The organism is Methanoculleus sp. UBA430 (assembly GCF_002506585.1).
Lineage (GTDB): Archaea > Halobacteriota > Methanomicrobia > Methanomicrobiales > Methanoculleaceae > Methanoculleus.
Genome location: NZ_DAXW01000014.1, coordinates 1,898 through 19,461, shown reverse-complemented (window position 1 = coordinate 19,461; position 17,564 = coordinate 1,898). Strand labels below are relative to the sequence as shown.

12 protein-coding genes and 1 CRISPR repeat array are annotated in these 17,564 nt (G+C 58.3%); of the genes, 8 read left to right on the top strand and 4 right to left on the bottom strand.

The features are described 5' to 3' along the window. Nucleotides 1-199: 199 nt before the first annotated feature. From BRA49_RS10515 to BRA49_RS10500, 4 genes are all read right to left on the bottom strand, one after another. The gene (locus BRA49_RS10515) at nt 200-1,225 is read right to left on the bottom strand and encodes a type II toxin-antitoxin system antitoxin SocA domain-containing protein (protein ID WP_292385894.1); all 1,026 of its coding nucleotides are present in this window, start codon (nt 1,223-1,225) and stop codon (nt 200-202) included. Between the two features lie 306 nt (nt 1,226-1,531). Next, complete coding sequence (locus BRA49_RS10510; RefSeq protein WP_349680909.1) at nt 1,532-4,324, bottom strand: hypothetical protein; 2,793 nt, start codon at nt 4,322-4,324, stop codon at nt 1,532-1,534. Beyond that, entirely contained in the window at nt 4,321-4,695 is a 375-nt protein-coding gene (locus BRA49_RS10505; protein ID WP_292385892.1) for a hypothetical protein, read from the bottom strand. The genes BRA49_RS10510 and BRA49_RS10505 overlap by 4 nt, the downstream gene beginning before the upstream one ends. Further along, complete coding sequence (locus tag BRA49_RS10500) at nt 4,692-4,958, bottom strand: hypothetical protein (protein WP_292385890.1); 267 nt, start codon at nt 4,956-4,958, stop codon at nt 4,692-4,694. Before BRA49_RS10500 ends, BRA49_RS10505 begins: the two co-directional genes overlap by 4 nt. A gap of 286 nt (nt 4,959-5,244) precedes the next feature. Between BRA49_RS10500 and BRA49_RS10495 the strand changes: the two genes are divergently transcribed. The 8 genes from BRA49_RS10495 to cas2 all read left to right on the top strand — a co-directional run bounded on the left by BRA49_RS10495 (nt 5,245) and on the right by cas2 (nt 13,188). Beyond that, nucleotides 5,245-5,397 carry an inorganic phosphate transporter gene (locus tag BRA49_RS10495; protein WP_349680908.1) on the top strand — a complete coding sequence of 51 codons (153 nt, stop codon included), beginning with the start codon at nt 5,245-5,247 and terminating at the stop codon, nt 5,395-5,397. Between the two features lie 112 nt (nt 5,398-5,509). Further along, nucleotides 5,510-7,702, top strand: a complete 2,193-nt coding sequence (gene cas3, locus BRA49_RS10490) for a CRISPR-associated helicase Cas3' (RefSeq protein ID WP_292385888.1) — start codon at nt 5,510-5,512, stop codon at nt 7,700-7,702. A gap of 7 nt (nt 7,703-7,709) precedes the next feature. Further along, on the top strand, nt 7,710-8,375 hold the full coding sequence (gene cas5c / locus BRA49_RS10485) for a type I-C CRISPR-associated protein Cas5c (protein ID WP_292385885.1): 666 nt from the start codon (nt 7,710-7,712) through the stop codon (nt 8,373-8,375). Continuing rightward, on the top strand, nt 8,372-10,252 hold the full coding sequence (cas8c, locus tag BRA49_RS10480; RefSeq protein WP_292385883.1) for a type I-C CRISPR-associated protein Cas8c/Csd1: 1,881 nt from the start codon (nt 8,372-8,374) through the stop codon (nt 10,250-10,252). The genes cas5c and cas8c overlap by 4 nt, the downstream gene beginning before the upstream one ends. A 2-nt stretch (nt 10,253-10,254) precedes the next feature. Continuing rightward, complete coding sequence (gene cas7c, locus BRA49_RS10475) at nt 10,255-11,106, top strand: type I-C CRISPR-associated protein Cas7/Csd2 (RefSeq protein WP_292385881.1); 852 nt, start codon at nt 10,255-10,257, stop codon at nt 11,104-11,106. Continuing rightward, on the top strand, nt 11,103-11,789 hold the full coding sequence (gene cas4 / locus BRA49_RS10470) for a CRISPR-associated protein Cas4 (RefSeq protein ID WP_292385879.1): 687 nt from the start codon (nt 11,103-11,105) through the stop codon (nt 11,787-11,789). The genes cas7c and cas4 overlap by 4 nt, the downstream gene beginning before the upstream one ends. A 65-nt stretch (nt 11,790-11,854) precedes the next feature. Continuing rightward, nucleotides 11,855-12,886 (top strand): type I-C CRISPR-associated endonuclease Cas1c, encoded by a 1,032-nt coding sequence (gene cas1c, locus BRA49_RS10465; protein ID WP_292385877.1) that lies wholly within the window; start codon nt 11,855-11,857, stop codon nt 12,884-12,886. An 11-nt stretch (nt 12,887-12,897) separates the two neighbouring features. Continuing rightward, nucleotides 12,898-13,188 (top strand): CRISPR-associated endonuclease Cas2, encoded by a 291-nt coding sequence (gene cas2 / locus BRA49_RS10460; protein WP_292385875.1) that lies wholly within the window; start codon nt 12,898-12,900, stop codon nt 13,186-13,188. A gap of 294 nt (nt 13,189-13,482) precedes the next feature. Beyond that, nucleotides 13,483-17,564: a CRISPR direct-repeat array (repeat unit 32 nt; unit sequence GTCACACCCCTCGCGGGTGTGTGGATTGAAAT).

Genomic DNA, 17,564 nt, shown 5'->3' with positions numbered 1-17,564 from the left:
CCGGAACTCGCGGACGAGATTCTGCTGGATGGTGTGGCACCGGCCTCCCGTCCCGTCCCCGAAACACTCGGCCCAGACCCCTGTGCTCGAATGGTTCGGCTCCGGATCCTCGAAGACGTCCGTGGCCTCAGTTCCCCAGGTGTCGGCGACGTGAAAATAGTAGCCGATGAGAACGTTACTGTCGAGGAAATAGGGCAGGTTACCTCCTCCCTGCCGGCGACTCGCTGCACGCGAGATCGCGGGAGATGCGCATTGCCATATCGACGAGAGCCGAGACCTCGCCGTCGGAATCCGGTGGGGGCGAGGGCGGATTATCGCGGGTGATCGCGTCCCGCTCGGCGTTGAAGCGCCGCTCCGCGGTGTCGCAGAACTCCTGCAACTGCTCCTCGCTATACACAATCGGGACCATATGCGTCGCGACGACGTGCGAGACGAGACAGAGGGCATCGCAGCCTTCGGTCGCAAGTGCGGGGGCATGCGAAGGGTTGTGGCGGAGCGTCGAGCGGTAGGCGTCGTCCCACGCCAGGTATGCGTCGTAGAAGATCTCAAGGGCGGGCAGGGGATACGCCGCGATGAAGCTGTCCAGGACCTCCTCGACGGTGGCAATCCGCTCCGCATTCAGGGGGTGGAGCGCATTGCTAACCTCTGTTGAGAGAGGGAGGATGCCTGTGCAGAACGTGCGCTCAAAGCCGTCGGCATGCAGGCCGGACTGTTCCAGATACATTCTCTCGCGGCGGTTCAACTGGAAGTACTCGAGAGGGATATCTTCTCCATCTGAAAGCTCCTTCCAGAGACGGAAATAGTGGGTAATGTCACTGATGAGATCCGTTTTTTTAAACTTCATCCACTGGAGCACCGACCAGAGGAGGACTCGCTCGTAAGGTGTAAAGATGGTGAGAACTGCCTTGCTCCTGGGTCTGTATTCGTACGACTCGTAGGTATTTCTTCGGGAAAAACCGCCCGGATCTCTTCTTTCCGTATGCGTATTTGCTGTTGGGACCTGCACTTCAAAATATGCGTTCGATTCCGACGTTAATTGGAACGCCGCAGCCTCCGCAGGTCCTTTCGGCATGCGGATGTAAGTCGTCCCGCAGAGCGTTGTCCCTCGCTGGTTGTAGTAGATGAGGTCCACAAAGAAGATGAACTTCAGGAGCTTCGTCCGGCCGATGCGACCGTTCTGCTCCACCGCGTATAGCAACGCATTGATCAACTTCTGCTTCCGCATCCCATCACCTCGAACTTGAGACTACCGCTATAATCGGGAAACAAATCTGTATGTGTGCGTATTACCGGTACTAAAAGATAACCCTTTCTGAACGCAGGGATTAAGGCGCGATTGGCAGCCGGGACGGTAAGAGAACGTGCTCCGGTCATCCCGAGCACAACCGCCGGACCCTGGCGGGGCACGCGTCGTTGCTCGCACCTGGCGGTGCTCGAACTCCTGCCGCTCGCTACGCTCCCGCCAGTCGTTCACCGCACCCCCTCCCTCGCGTTCCCCTCCCGCACCAGCCGGGCATAACACCCCTCGCACCTAACGGTGCTCATGCTCCGGTTCTGCGAACCGTCGCACCTCGCAGAGGCTCGTCTGCGCCTCCCGCGAGCGGTAGACCGCCTTTCCCGTATCGCAGAGATCGCACCGGCCGAGCTCGACCTTCACCCGGAGAAACTCCCGGTGATCGAGGACCCCCGATAGGGGCTCTTGCGGCATGGGCCCTCGCCTTGCATCTCTTTTCAGCGTATTACAGCCGGCGATGCCAGCCGGAGGGCGACTGAATGGCGTCTGATTGATGTTTCCGCCCCGTGACACCAGTATCCCGGGATCGGTTCCGGCATTGTGGGTTTCACACGCACCCGCAGACGCACTCACCACGGAGCCGGTACCGGGGACTGTGGGTATGTTCTGCTGTACTTCAGTACTGAAAGGGAGACGCCTCTCTCTATCGGTACAAAGATCGGCCAATTCAACGTCGTTTTGAGCCGCTTGATCGTTGCACCCGGTGCTGGAATCCTGCGGTAAACCTGCTGCAATGTCGAAACCGCCAGTGCTCCCGCTCAAGTCTGGTGGCCCCCCCGGGTTATCGGGACCACCATCCCGGTCCCCATCCAGCCAGACCCCGCCGCCATGGGCCCAGCGCCGGTAGACAGCGCAGTCGAAGGAGAAGAGGTGCTCCCGCCGCCGCATCGCGTATCCTTCCACATCCTCGGTGACCATCGTATCGAAGAAACTGACCGCCGGGCATTTCTCAAGGAGACCGGAGTAGGCCGTCCCCCGGCTCGTATAGCCGTGGAGGATACGATAGGTCTGGTGGTAGGAGAGCCCGAGCGCCTCCTGGAGCATCTTGATCGTGAACTGCTCCCAGCCCATCGTCGCCACCGTCGCGAGCGCTGCGGCCTCGTTCTTCGTCGTCTTCGTCTCCTGCCCCCCGGTCTCGCCGTTGATCGCCGCATAGACCCGGGCCGCCGCCGTGAAGTCGTCCAGGTTTGCCCTGATGCCTCCATCATACGCCTCTCTCTGGAAGCGGTGGATGAGGGCGGAGGCCTTGATCAGGTCAAAGGGGATACCGGGGTTGCGACGGTTCGTGGTCGCTGAGAACTGCACGCTCCGGGCATACGGGATAGAGACGTGCGTGCGAATCCCCTTGAGGATCTGCCAGATCTCCCGGCAGATCACGAGATCGGGGTCCTCGCCGTCGCCGCCGTCCTCCCTCACCTCCCGCTCCTTCATGTACCGGAGCACCCGCTCGTCCTGTTCGAGGGAGTCATCGATCCAGACCGTGAGCATCCGGTTCGCCACCTGGTCGTCCCCGGCGTCCTCGACCTTCGCGAGCCACCAGACGCACCGCTCCGGGATGCGGCAGATCTGGAGTTTCCGGTCGGTGGTCACCGTCTGGTGCTCGATGCTCACCCGGAAGTTCGCGGTTGCGGCCTTGAGAACTTCCTGCAGGTCATCAGAGAGCGAGACATCATCAAAGAGGAAGACGGTCCCGGGTTGCAGGCTGCCGTTGTAGTAGAGGGCCTTGTCCGAGACCGTGCCGGCGAGGCGGTACTCCTCCGGGACCTGCTGGAGCATGGTGGTGCAGGCGTGGCTCTTCCCCTTCCCGGAGTTGCCGGAGATGGCGACATGAAGGCCGTTCGTGTTCTCGACCGATTGGGACGCAAGAGACATCACGAGACATTCCGCGACCGTCCGATCGCCGACATGGCTCTTGTTGAAGGTGTCGAGGAGGAACGCGAGCGGGTCGCCGGCCTGAAGGATCTCTCTTGCCCGGCGGCGGTGCTCGTCATCCACCGGTGCCGGAGCAGGGGGAGATGCGGGTGCCGCCTCTTTCTCCGGCCTTTTCCGCCCGTACATCCCCCGGAGTTCCGGCCACCGCTGCGCCCCACCGCCGCAACTCGCGTGGTGGCAGCCGGCAAAGACGGCGCCGTTTGAAAACTGGATGGCAAACGCCCCGTCCTTGTGCGCCGGCGAGAACGGGCACTCCGCGAGGACGTAGAGGGTGCCGCCCTGGTAAGGTCGCGTGCTCCGGACGGCGATGCCGTGCTCCGTGAGCCAGGCGGCGAGGTCGATCCGCCGGGAACCCTTCTTCGGCTGTGATGGTCCTTCCCGGGGGAGGATCCCGGCGAGGCGGTCTAGCCGCTCCAGCGGAACCACACCGATCTCCGGTGGAACCGCGAGGATCTTCGCCCGCCGGTGGGGGCGCTCGGGAGTGTTGTCGCCCTTCCGGGAGAGCGTGCCGTAGAGTTTCCAGATCCGGGCGGCGTTGTGGTTCGCGGTATCGACGGTGACGGCCTCGTTCGAGAAGAGGGCGTCGAGGGTGGCAAGCGCTCCCTTCACGAGCGCGGTTGCCGCTTCGTCGTTTGGAAGGTCGATCCTGTACAACAGGTGGGCGCCGTTGCCGGAGTCGGCCCGGAGGGGTTCCGGGAACCCCTGCTCCGCGAGATACGCCGCGATCCGCTCCGCGACAGCGAGCGCCGCGTTATGCTCCGCATCGGTCGACGAGACCCCGCTCGGCCGCACCGGGTCGATGTCGATTGGGAGCCAGCGCCGGCGGATGATGTCGGCGTCGGCGGTCGTCGCGTCTTTCCGGGAGAGCCGCATCTTGATCCGGTTCGCCCGGCGGGCGAGGAGGGCGGGGTTCGGGGTGTTCAGGGTGACGTAGATCCCGGCGACCGAAGGGTCGGCGTCGAGGGCCTCGACAGCCCGGGCGAGGCGCTCGTAATCGTCGAAGTAGCCGGAGTGCGTCACGCCGTCGGCGAGTGCCCGGACCTCGATTACGCCGCCGGGGGCGAGGATCTTCACCACGCTTCTGATCCCCTCGATCATGCTGTCACCCCGACCAGGGGGAAGAGGGGAGCGGAAATGGCCTCCCCGCGGGCGACCCGCTGGAAACTGACGAGCGGGATGATGTAGGAACCGGCGCGGGAATGCAGCATCACCGCCTTGCCCGACGCGTTCATCGCCGCGTGCCCCTCGATAGTGACTCCCGCGGCGGGGGCCTGCGAGCGGTCCTCGACGATCGGGATCACCCGGCCGTAGAAGAGGAGGCTCTTCAGGTCATCTGCCTCGATCCGGTAGCGCTCGGCCTCGACGGCGATCCGGAGCGTTCCGTTCGCACCGTGGCTGAGGGTACCCGCCGCGATGGTCCAATCGGACCGGAGCGGGAGAAAACCGAAGGTTTTCGACTTTTCGGTCATGACCGCCCTCGCTCGACATTTATTGCATACTGGTGGTTCCGGGTCCGTCGGACGTTGATCTCGCGGACGGCTCTCCCGTGGCGCCGGATTACATCCGCCACCGCCCGCGGGACGAGGAAGAGCGGGACAATACTGGCGCGTTCTTCCTCAGGAGATGGTCTTATCACTCCGGGCGGAGAAGAGCTGTTGGCAGTCCCGTGTGAATCGATGTTGGCGCACGCTTCATCATGGGGGCTGCCGTCTTTCCTATCTATGCTGTGCATTCTGTTTCCTCACCGTGTAATGCTATCAATCTGACTTTATCCTCAACGCCTTCTCCCGGATGAGTTTTGCCACCCGGGAGATGGGCCAGGTGGTTCCTAGGCGGCCTCTTGCCGCTCTGCTGAGATGCCGTAGTTCTGACATTGGTCGCCGGCGCCTCTCGCATAAAAATAGATGCATGTGAGATGATATGAGCAAGAACCGCGCGAAGTGTGAGTGAGAATCCCTTCAGTACCCGCAGTTCCCGGTAATACCGGCAGAGGTCCGCGACGACGCACCGGCGCGATCATGGGCGTCGGTGCAACCCGCAGCTACTCGGCGGTCAAGTGGGGCGTGGTCCGCGAGATCGTCGCCGCGTGGGTCCTGACCATCCCGGCGGCGGTGATCGTGGCCGGGCTCTGTTGTCTCGTCGGTCGGGCGGTGTTTGGCGGGGGTGTTTGAGGGCGAGATCTGGTTGTGGTGCAGGAGATCGAATCTTTTTGGTATAGGGGCGGCCGGGTGGGGCATAAATGAATGATAATGTTTATCCACCCTGTATTGAATTGTTAGATCGATGGCCGACCCTATCTACTATGCTCACTCCACAGATGTTCCCAATAAGCAGGACTGGCAACTGCTCAGCGTCCACCTCCAGAATGTTGCCGATATCGCATCGGATTTTGCGGACACATTCCACGCCAGCGATATCGCCTATGCCGGAGGTCTGCTGCATGACATCGGAAAGTACTCTGTCGATTTTCAGCGGCGCTTGGAAGGAGCTCGTATCCGGGTCGACCACTCGACCGCCGGTGCACGGGAGGCGAGAGCACTCTATCCCAAACAGTTCAGTCGTATTCTCGAGTACATCATCACCGGGCATCACGGCGGCCTGTTAAACTACGGCAGCAGCGAGAGTGGGCTCGAGGAACGCCTGGGGAACAGGTTTCTCCCGGACTACTCGGCCTATCGGGATGAGGTCCAGGCCCCGGACCTTGCTGGATTCCGCCCGGCTGTACGCCCGGTGCAGAAGAGAGCGGGGTTTACGATAGCCTTCTATACGCGTATGCTCTACTCGTGCCTCGTCGATGCGGATTCTCTTGATACGGAAGCGTTTTCGGCTCCTGCTACAGCCTCTGTTCGGGGGAGGTATGAATCGTTTGAAACCCTGTCCCGGAAATTCGACGAATATATGACCGCTCTCCTCTCTGGTGCCGAGGAGACCCCAATCAACAGGCAGAGGAGAGAGATCTACGAGCAGTGCAGAGAGATGGCTGCCCTCCCTCAGCAGATGTTTACCCTGACCGTTCCGACCGGCGGGGGGAAGACGCTCTCGTCGATGGCGTTTGCGCTTGAGCACGTACAGCGTCACGGCCTGGAGAGAATCTTCTACGTCATCCCCTACACAAGCATCATCGAGCAGAATGCCGCCGTGTTCAGGAAGATCTTCGGGAGCCGGAACGTGCTGGAACACCACAGCAATTTCGATCCCAGCACCGTATCCGACGATGATGTCGAATCTCTGGAGCAGTACCTCAAACTCTCGGCCGAGAACTGGGACGTACCGATCACCGTAACGACAAACGTCCAGTTCTTTGAATCGCTCTTCTCGAACAAACGATCGAGATGCCGGAAGATCCATAACCTCTCTCGAAGCGTGATCATACTCGACGAGGCCCAGATGCTGCCAACGAACTACCTGAGGCCCTGTCTCCAGGCGCTCTCGGAACTCGTCCGGAACTACGGCTCTACGGTCGTCATCTGCACGGCAACCCAGCCGAAGCTCGGCGAACTTCTGGATGAAAGCCTCAGACCCATCGAGATCATGCGCTCGCCAGGAGACCTCTACAAAATGTTCCAGCGGGTGAACGTGCATGATCTCGGACCGTTGAGCGATGAAGAACTCACTACCAGGTTGCAGGGACATCGCCAGGTGCTGTGCATCGTCAATACGAGAGCCCACGCGCAGCATCTGCATACTGCACTTTCAGAACACGGCAGGTGCTATCACCTGAGCGCCCGGATGTGCCCCGCTCACAGGAGGAAACAGCTTAAGGAGATTAAAGATCTGCTCAAGGAAGGTGCCGACTGCCGTGTCGTCTCGACGCAGTTGATCGAGGCAGGCGTGGACATCGATTTTCCTGTCGTCTACCGGGCAATGGCCGGTATCGACTCTGTTGCCCAGGCCGCCGGGCGGTGCAACCGCGAGGGGAAGGCAGTTCGGGGGGAGGTCTACGTCTTCCGATCGACCGAGAAATACGGCCAGGCCACCAGCTGGCAGCGGTTGACGGCGGAGATCGGCAGGATGGTCATGGATACCTATGACGACCCACTCTCCCTTCCGGCCGTCGAGAGTTACTTCCGGAAGCTCTACTCGTACAAGGGTGACGGGGGGCTTGACCGGGAGGAAATACTGCCGTCATTCGAGAGAGGAGCTGGCGACCTCGCATTCCCATTTGAGGATATCAGCTGGAAGTTCAGCATTATCGAGCAGGGTACGAAGGACCTTATCGTCCCCTACGGCGAAGAAGGGAGAAGACTCGTTGACGAACTCCGAACCAGCGAATCACCGTGGAAGTACGCACGGCGCCTGCAGGGGTATACGATCAACATCTACCCCAACGAATTCAAGGAACTGGAACGCGCGGGTGAAATCGACCTTTTCGGCGATAGGTTCTACGTGATAAACGATATGAGCAAATACTCCGAGGAGACAGGGCTGATAAATAGAAAGAGTAATGGTGGGGAGGGATCACTACTGATTGTTTAGGGAGGTGATGGCGATAGGGTACGGAATACGACTGAAGGTCTGGGGCGATTACGCCTGTTTCACCCGACCGGAGATGAAGACGGAGCGGGTGAGTTACGATGTGATGACCCCATCGGCTGCACGAGGCATCCTCGAAGCAATTCACTGGAAGCCCGCCATCAGTTGGAAGATCGACAGAATTCATGTCTTAAACCCGATAAAATTCGACAATATCCGCCGGAATGAGAGGGCGGGTAAGATCCCCGCGGGGAAGGTGAAGAGCGCACTCCGCGGAGGAGAGGTTGCTCTTTTCCAGGATTCGAGCCAGGACGCCGTTCAGCGGGCATCCCTGGTGCTCCGCGATGTCTGTTACGGCATCGATGCACACTTTGAACTGACCGATCAGGCCGGTCCCGAGGACACCGTCGAGAAGCACTACAACATCACGCTCCGCAGAATGCGAAAAGGACAGTGTTTCTACCAGCCCTATTTCGGCTGCCGCGAGTTCCCGGTTCGGTTCGAGCTCGTCGAGGGGGAGATGCCGGCATCCTGCTACACCGGGGAGAAGGATCTCGGGTTCATGCTCTATGACATCGACTTTGCCGACGGGATGAAGGCCGTCTTTTACCGGGCAGTTATGGTAGACGGTATCATCGACATTCAGAGGTGCCTCGCCTTCGGGGGCGTCTCATGATCATCCAGTCCCTCTGCCGCTACTACGACATACTGGTGGATGACAAGGATGTAGCGATCTCCCGGCCGGGATACAGCAGCGGAAAAGTCTCGTTTGCGCTGGTCCTCAGCCCAGAGGGGGAGTTGTCATACATCGCCGATCTCAGGAGCGACGACAAGAAGCCGCGGCCCAGGAGTATGGATGTGCCCCTGCAGGAGGTTCGCTCCTCGGGTATAGCGCCCTATGTTCTCTGCGATAACGCGAAATACGTTCTTGGTGTTGAAAAATTCAAAAAAAGTGAATTTGAGAAGAAATTCAACAGCACTGCTCCTGACTATACGGTGCTGGCGGGAAACGAAAAAGAGGTTATTCTGGTCCACCCGCGTTCGCAGGAATGTTTCGAGGCCTTCAAAGCCCGCCAACATGAGGTCTTCGATAACCTCGAAGATTCGGGCATACGGGCACTCCTCATGTTCCTGGATACCTGGAACCCCACCAACTTCAACAAGCACCCGAAGGTAGTGGAATACGCAGACGATCTCCTCGCTGGAGGGAGTTGTGTTTTTGAGTGCGAGGGGGTCTTCCTGCATCAGAAGCCTTCCGTGAGGCGGGTCTGGGAGCACTCCCACTCCAGTAACAGAGACCCTGAAACCTTTACCGCCCAGTGCCTCGTGACCGGAGAAGTGGATATGGTAGCGCGAGTCCACCAGAACTTCAAGGGAGTAGCCGGCGCCCAGATGTCGGGTGCTTCGCTCGTCAGTTTCAACGACGACTCCTTCTGCTCTTATGGCAAAACGGGAAAACGGCAGAATCTCAATGCGCCTATCAGCGAATCGGCGATGTTCAAGTACACCACCGCCCTGAAATATCTCCTTGGCCGCCCGGACTACCGCATGCGCATCGCCGATACGACGGTTGTCTTCTGGGCGGAGACGAGCGGAACCGGTTGCGAGGACCTTGCAAGCCTCTTCTTTGATCCTCGTGAGAAGATCGAAGAGGATAGCGGTGCGGAGCCCTCCGATCCTGCGAGGGTACAGGACCTGCGCAAGATAGAACTGCTTGGAGACATCCTCGATAAGGTTCGGAGAGGCCAGAAGATCCACACCGAGGATATCGGGGCGGATCCGGAGGCAAACTTCTACATGCTCGGCCTCTCCCCCAACAACGCAAGACTCGCGGTGCGGTTCTGGTATGTTGACACCTTTGGTAGTTTCATCGTGAGGGCCGCTCGCCATCACCTGGACATGGAGATCGTCAGGGACGGCGGTCCGCGATACGCGTCGATGTACCGCCTGTTGAAAGAGACCGTTCCACAGAGTTCGGACAACAAGGCCGCGTCCCCGCTCCTCGGCGGCCTCGTTATGCGGTCGATTCTGAACGGGGGACCATACCCGGTCCAGATGTACAGCGCGATCCTCAACCGGACAAAGGTTGAACGGTCGATTAACCCTATTCGGGCGGGCTTTATCAAAGCCTACCTGCTACGGCTCGCGAGAGCTGGCCTGACAAATTTATCGGAGGATATGATTACCGTGAGTCTAAACGAAGAGAACCCGAGCGTGCCGTATCGCCTTGGAAGGCTGTTTGCAGTGCTTGAGAAGACACAGGCCGATACGAACAGGGAGATGAAGAGCACAATCAACAGCAAATACTTCAGCAGCGCGTCGACGACCCCTGCCGTCGTCTTCCCTGTCCTGCTGAAACTTGCGCAGCACCACATTGCGAAGTCCGACTGGGGGTTCAAGACTACCCAGGCGATCGAAGAGACGTTGACGGGGGTTGACGAGTTCCCGGCATACCTGAGCCTGGAGGAGCAGGGGATGTTCATGCTCGGCTACTACCACCAGAAGAAGGCGAATTACAAGAAGAAAGAGGAAGTTGCAGGCGAGGTTGATTGATCATGAGCGAACCTATCAAAAACCGGCATGAGTTTGTACTGCTGTTTGACGTCGAGAACGGGAACCCGAATGGCGACCCGGATATGGGAAACATGCCACGGGTCGACCCGCAGACCGGGCATGGAATTGTCACCGATGTCTGTCTCAAGCGGAAGATCAGGGATTATGTCGATCTCGTGAAGGGTGAGACTCCCGGCTACGAGATTTACGTCAAATCCGGTGTGGTCTTGAACGACCAGCACAAGAAGGCGTTTGACTATCTCGGCATCGAACCCACCAATAAAAAGCCAAAGGATGATGAACTGACCCGTTTCATGTGCCAAAACTTCTTCGACATCCGGACGTTCGGGGCCGTGATGACCACGGAAGTGAACTGCGGACAGGTCAGGGGACCAGTGCAACTCAATTTCGCCCGCAGCATCGACCCGATCTTCCAGCAGGAGGTCACCATCACCCGCCAGGCGGTTGCGAACGAGAGGGATAGCGAGAAAGGCCAGACGATGGGGAAAAAGCAGATCGTCCCGTATGCGCTTTACCGCGCCGAGGGGTACGTCTCTGCTAACTTAGCTCAGAAGACGACAGGATTCTCCGACGACGACCTGGGGCTCTTCTGGGATGGCCTCGTCAACATGTTCGAGCACGACCACTCGGCCTCAAGGGGCAAGTTGTCCGCCAGGAAACTCATCGTCTTCAAGCACGACACGGCGCTGGGGTGCTGCCAGTCCCATCTCCTGTTTGACAAAGTCAGGGTGGAGCGCGTCTCCGGCGATATGCCCCCGCGATCTTTCGGGGATTACCGGGTTGCCGTTGACAGAGAAGTGCCCGCCGGCATCGAGGTCATCGAAAAGTTATGAGGAAGGCCCGGTATACCGACGAAGAACTGCTTGCGTTGTCAGGCATCCAGCACATCTGTTTTTGCCCGCGGCAGTGGGCGCTCATCCACGTTGAGCGCCAGTGGGAGGAGAACCTCCGGACGGCGGAGGGCCACCTGGTCCACCAGCGGGTGGACGATCCGTTCTTCACCGAGAGCCGCGGGGATCTCGTCATCTCGCGGGCGTTTCCCCTCGTCTCGTACACTCTCGGCCTCTATGGCGTGGCGGATGTGGTCGAGTACATCCGTTCCGGGGACGGCATATCCCTTCCCGGCCGCGAAGGTCTCTGGACGATGAGACCGGTGGAGTACAAGCGAGGGAAACCGAAGATTGACGAACGTGACGAGGTCCAGCTCTGTGCTCAGGCGATCTGCCTTGAGGAGATGTTTGACGTTCACATCAGCTGGGGCGACTTCTATTACAACGAGATCCGGCGGAGAGTCCCGCTCTCGTTGTCTGCCGAACTGAGAGAACGGGTTCATTCGTTGTCGGAGGAGATGCACGGTCTCTTCAAAAAAGGCGTCACACCTCCTGCCGACGCCTCCCGGAAGTGCAATCTCTGTTCCCTCCAGAACGTCTGCATGCCGAAACTGACGAAGAAGACCCGCTCCGTCCGCACATATGTGCGGAAACATGTGAAAGAGGCCTGTGTAGAGGATAGCTGATTACTGAGTGGCTATAGCGCCGCGTATCCCAGGAGACCGATCCCTTTCAACCAGGAACACTGTGCATGAGGAAACTGCTCAACACGCTATACGTGACCACGCCGGAATCCTACCTCACCCGCGAGGGGGAGAACGTCGTCGTCAAGGTCGAGAACGAGGAGAGATTCCGCATCCCTATCCATAACCTCGAGGGGATCGTCTGTTTCGGGTATATGGGGGCGAGCCCCCAGCTGATGCGGCTCTGTTCCGATAACAACGTCGGCCTGTCGTTTTTAACGCCATCCGGAAAGTTCCTGGCACGGGTCAACGGGAGAGTACGCGGCAATGTTCTGCTGCGGCGGACACAGTACCGGAGAGCGGATAGTTGCGATGAATCGCTGGAGATCGCAAAGTCCTTTGTCATCGGCAAGCTCGTGAACTGCCGGACGGTGCTCGGACGGGGCATCCGCGACCACGGCGCCGTCATCGATTGCGACAGGGTCCGAACGGTGGATGCCCTGCTGATCGAGAACCTCTTGAAGATCGAGGGATGTGATTCCGCCGATACTCTGCGTGGGATCGAAGGAAATTGTGCAAAATTCTACTTCATCACACTTGATGAGTTGATCCTCAAGCAGAAGGATGATTTCTACCTGATCGGGCGGAACCGGAGGCCACCGCTGGACAACATGAACGCTCTGCTCTCTTTTCTGTATACGTTGCTCGCCCATGATGTCGAGTCCGCCCTTGAGACGGTGGGGCTCGACCCCTATGTCGGGTTCTTCCATACCGACAGACCCGGCCGGGCAAGCCTGGCGCTTGATATGATGGAGGAACTGCGGCCATTCCTGGCCGACCGGCTTGCGCTGAACCTCGTGAACATGAAGCAGGTCGGCGGAGGCGACTTCCTCAAGAAAGAGAATGGAGGGGTCATCCTGACCGAGAACGGACGCAAAGCGGTCATTGGAGCCTGGCAGAAGCGGAAGCAGGACACGATCACGCACCCGTACCTGAACGAGACAATACCCATCGGGCTGCTCCCATATGTCCAGGCGATGCTGATGGCCCGTTTCCTGCGGGGGGATATCGACGGCTATCCACCGTACTTTATGAACTGAGGTGTGTTTGGATGATGGTCCTGATCACATACGATGTCAACACGGAGACCCCTGAAGGGAAGAAACGTCTCCGTAAAGTTGCAAAAGAGTGTGTAAACTGCGGACAGCGGGTGCAGAACTCCGTCTTTGAGTGTCTTATTGATCCTGCCCGGTTTGCAAAGCTTAAACATGATCTCTGTGAAATGATCGACGAGGAGAAGGACAGCCTCCGGTTCTACTACCTGGGAAAGAACTGGAAGAGCCGGGTGGAGCACTTCGGTGCAAAAGAGGGATACGATCCGGAGGGTTTATTAGTTGCATGACTCCGCGAACCCCCAGTGCACAGTGATTTCCCGGGAGGTTCGCAGGGAATTTTTGGAAGTTCTTTATTATCTTTATGGGCCCGGCCCGTTCTGGTCTGCATGGTGAGTGTTCGCCCGGGAGCGGAACCGGTTTTGCTGGGGCAAACTAACATTAATATAATTCAGCCAAGATTTTACTAAACTCGCGGTTTTTGTCGAGAAATAACATTTATCAGTCTGCGGATTGAATACCAATAGATTCGGTTTAGCCCGCCGTCCGGCAAAGGACCTGGCGCGGGTCTGGATCGTTTTGCAGTCACACCCCTCGCGGGTGTGTGGATTGAAATTTTGGGGTAGATTTCGAGGGTTTGGTTGACGACAGTCACACCCCTCGCGGGTGTGTGGATTGAAATCTCCTGCTCACTGGACTTCTGGCGGCCGACATCCTAGTCACACCCCTCGCGGGTGTGTGGATTGAAATATCACGAATCTTAGATATATACGCCCCGTTTTGGTCACACCCCTCGCGGGTGTGTGGATTGAAATGTGATCGGCCCGATCCACGGCAGACTTTCGAGGAGTCACACCCCTCGCGGGTGTGTGGATTGAAATTTCGGAAGATCATCACAGACCTGATGACAAAACAGTCACACCCCTCGCGGGTGTGTGGATTGAAATATGGCAAAGATAGGACTCGGCGCCCCGCCGATGGTCACACCCCTCGCGGGTGTGTGGATTGAAATCGGTGACGGCCGGCCCGCTCACCGGAGGGGGCACGTCACACCCCTCGCGGGTGTGTGGATTGAAATTTCGAGCGCGGGATGAATGTCTACACCGGAGCGCCGTCACACCCCTCGCGGGTGTGTGGATTGAAATCCCCGATTTTACGCGGGTTGGGCCCACCTGCGCAGTCGGGTCACACCCCTCGCGGGTGTGTGGATTGAAATTTTATTTACGGCGGCGTCACGGAGGATGTCGATAGTCACACCCCTCGCGGGTGTGTGGATTGAAATACTATTCTGCGCTACCCGCTCCAGGTCGCGCAGCCGGTCACACCCCTCGCGGGTGTGTGGATTGAAATCCCTATGAATGGGATATTGGAACAAAAATGGGATCGTCACACCCCTCGCGGGTGTGTGGATTGAAATTTCATTACAGGCTGAAAATTGGGTTGCCGGTAAGTCACACCCCTCGCGGGTGTGTGGATTGAAATCGGAGGTATTTCGGCAGCATCGCTGACGGTCTACGTAAGTCACACCCCTCGCGGGTGTGTGGATTGAAATCTATCATACGGATCAATCATCTGCCCGTTGTTAGTCACACCCCTCGCGGGTGTGTGGATTGAAATATCAGGCCGATGGTATCGGCCGCCTCGAGTGCGGCGTCACACCCCTCGCGGGTGTGTGGATTGAAATTTTTGGTTGCCGGGGCGCTCCTTGTTCCGGCGGTAGTCACACCCCTCGCGGGTGTGTGGATTGAAATCACAGTATCAGCATAGCGTTTTAGGCATACTCTGTCACACCCCTCGCGGGTGTGTGGATTGAAATATTACCTTGAAAGGGTTTTTCCCGAAAGGGATTTGGTCACACCCCTCGCGGGTGTGTGGATTGAAATACGGAGGCGGGCTCGGAGGCGGTCGCGGCAGGCAGTCACACCCCTCGCGGGTGTGTGGATTGAAATCAGGCGGGAAGAAACGGACTGTCGGGCGGTAGGCGGTCACACCCCTCGCGGGTGTGTGGATTGAAATATGGTCTCCCGGAAGGTCTTGAGAATCGTCTCAAGTCACACCCCTCGCGGGTGTGTGGATTGAAATCATTGTATCACCATTCATCGTAAAGAATCTCATCGTCACACCCCTCGCGGGTGTGTGGATTGAAATTTTGGTGTCGGCGGGGAGATTTGAGGCCACCACGTCACACCCCTCGCGGGTGTGTGGATTGAAATATGGGCCGGGCGTTCATCGGTCTCCAGGAGGGGGTCACACCCCTCGCGGGTGTGTGGATTGAAATTGGGACTACGTCGGCGACCAACTCCTGATGTATCGTCACACCCCTCGCGGGTGTGTGGATTGAAATCCGTCGACCGTCACCGTCACCCGGGAAGTTGACTCGGTCACACCCCTCGCGGGTGTGTGGATTGAAATAGCAACCCATTGCCATAAGTCCCGAACCCTATTCGGTCACACCCCTCGCGGGTGTGTGGATTGAAATCCCCGCAACGCATGATTTCCGCGGTTATGCGGACGTCACACCCCTCGCGGGTGTGTGGATTGAAATGGATAATAGTATCCTGCAGACCGGCACCCTTAGCGGTCACACCCCTCGCGGGTGTGTGGATTGAAATATTTTGCCAAGGTCGAAGCGGAAACTGTATTTCGTCACACCCCTCGCGGGTGTGTGGATTGAAATCCCATGACATAATCCCGTCGGCCGGCACCGCCTGTCACACCCCTCGCGGGTGTGTGGATTGAAATTGCAATTTGCCGCACCCCGGCCAGCCGGGAGACAGTCACACCCCTCGCGGGTGTGTGGATTGAAATCACTTCCGCGTCACGTCATCACCGCCGCCGCTTTGTCACACCCCTCGCGGGTGTGTGGATTGAAATCGATGAATGGCGGCTCCCTCCCCTTGTCGGGATTGTCACACCCCTCGCGGGTGTGTGGATTGAAATCCGGAACAGGTCGACGACGTCCGCGACTGCACTAGTCACACCCCTCGCGGGTGTGTGGATTGAAATTCTACCCAGGCTTCGGACCCGCCGGCGGTGAACTGTCACACCCCTCGCGGGTGTGTGGATTGAAATAAGGAGAACGCGCGGTATACGACCGTGCAGTTCGGTCACACCCCTCGCGGGTGTGTGGATTGAAATCTCAACCTCGACAAGCAAACGGCCCGCCTCATCAGTCACACCCCTCGCGGGTGTGTGGATTGAAATCTGCCGGTCAAGAGGGGTGTCCTGCAGGGTCATCGTCACACCCCTCGCGGGTGTGTGGATTGAAATTTGACGCGGAACGTGGAGCCGATGCCCTCGGTGTGTCACACCCCTCGCGGGTGTGTGGATTGAAATTGAATACGTTTGGTATCGGTCTCACGCCGACAAAGTCACACCCCTCGCGGGTGTGTGGATTGAAATCCCGTTATTTGTGCGACTATCACCGCCTACGCCCGGTCACACCCCTCGCGGGTGTGTGGATTGAAATTGTACAGGGGCGCTTAGTTTCACGGGTTCCTTGGTCACACCCCTCGCGGGTGTGTGGATTGAAATCTCCTGCTTCTGATTGCTCCAAATCCGGCTTACGGTCACACCCCTCGCGGGTGTGTGGATTGAAATAACATTCTGCGTTGCTTCGCGGCCTCCTTCGCTGTCTCGTCACACCCCTCGCGGGTGTGTGGATTGAAATTCGTAGACGTAGTTCGAGCTGTCGAGGTCAGGCTGTCACACCCCTCGCGGGTGTGTGGATTGAAATCCCTACATTCAAATTTTTATCAAACAAAAATCGGTCACACCCCTCGCGGGTGTGTGGATTGAAATATCCGCTTGCCCCTCACTAAGTCACAGAACGCCGTCACACCCCTCGCGGGTGTGTGGATTGAAATTTGCACGCCCCGCACCAGACATCCCGCCCGCTCGCCGTCACACCCCTCGCGGGTGTGTGGATTGAAATAGTCTGAAATTCGGCCGGTGAGAGAGGAGGATACAGTCACACCCCTCGCGGGTGTGTGGATTGAAATAAGGGTAGGCGCAAATGGTAAAAGGAGGACGTAAGTCACACCCCTCGCGGGTGTGTGGATTGAAATATTAATAGACGATAAAAGAGAATGGCTATCTGATGGTCACACCCCTCGCGGGTGTGTGGATTGAAATACCATGTCGGGAGTTTTGACGAATCAGGCTGAAGTCACACCCCTCGCGGGTGTGTGGATTGAAATAGGTATCCTGTCTGCCTGCTAAAACGGTCTATCACGTCACACCCCTCGCGGGTGTGTGGATTGAAATAATCAGGCCATCGACTTCGAGACCGACAGTCACGGATGTCACACCCCTCGCGGGTGTGTGGATTGAAATCCGATATATAATCCTACTACAAGCAGGAGCACGACGTCACACCCCTCGCGGGTGTGTGGATTGAAATAGTGGAACTCCGAGAGGCTCTCAAATGGGGCGCGGTCACACCCCTCGCGGGTGTGTGGATTGAAATAATTTCTGCAGTCCCTCGTAAGCATGGGATAGTGGTCACACCCCTCGCGGGTGTGTGGATTGAAATTGGCTCCTTTCTCCAGTGGAAACGGACCCCACCGTCACACCCCTCGCGGGTGTGTGGATTGAAATCGTAATGCTCGGATTCGGAGCCGTTATCGTCGGCGGTCACACCCCTCGCGGGGGGGTGGATTGAAAT

Bases quoted from the DNA above. Each gene is read 5' to 3' on its own strand.
- BRA49_RS10505 (WP_292385892.1), bottom strand. From the start codon at position 4,695: ATGACCGAAAAGTCGAAAACCTTCGGTTTTCTCCCGCTCCGGTCCGAT.
- cas7c (WP_292385881.1), top strand. From the start codon at position 10,255: ATGAGCGAACCTATCAAAAACCGGCATGAGTTTGTACTGCTGTTTGAC.
- BRA49_RS10510 (WP_349680909.1), bottom strand. From the start codon at position 4,324: ATGATCGAGGGGATCAGAAGCGTGGTGAAGATCCTCGCCCCCGGCGGC.
- BRA49_RS10495 (WP_349680908.1), top strand. From the start codon at position 5,245: ATGGGCGTCGGTGCAACCCGCAGCTACTCGGCGGTCAAGTGGGGCGTG.
- cas1c (WP_292385877.1), top strand. From the start codon at position 11,855: ATGAGGAAACTGCTCAACACGCTATACGTGACCACGCCGGAATCCTAC.
- cas3 (WP_292385888.1), top strand. From the start codon at position 5,510: ATGGCCGACCCTATCTACTATGCTCACTCCACAGATGTTCCCAATAAG.
- BRA49_RS10515 (WP_292385894.1), bottom strand. From the start codon at position 1,225: ATGCGGAAGCAGAAGTTGATCAATGCGTTGCTATACGCGGTGGAGCAG.
- cas8c (WP_292385883.1), top strand. From the start codon at position 8,372: ATGATCATCCAGTCCCTCTGCCGCTACTACGACATACTGGTGGATGAC.
- BRA49_RS10500 (WP_292385890.1), bottom strand. From the start codon at position 4,958: ATGCACAGCATAGATAGGAAAGACGGCAGCCCCCATGATGAAGCGTGC.
- cas4 (WP_292385879.1), top strand. From the start codon at position 11,103: ATGAGGAAGGCCCGGTATACCGACGAAGAACTGCTTGCGTTGTCAGGC.
- cas5c (WP_292385885.1), top strand. From the start codon at position 7,710: ATGGCGATAGGGTACGGAATACGACTGAAGGTCTGGGGCGATTACGCC.
- cas2 (WP_292385875.1), top strand. From the start codon at position 12,898: ATGATGGTCCTGATCACATACGATGTCAACACGGAGACCCCTGAAGGG.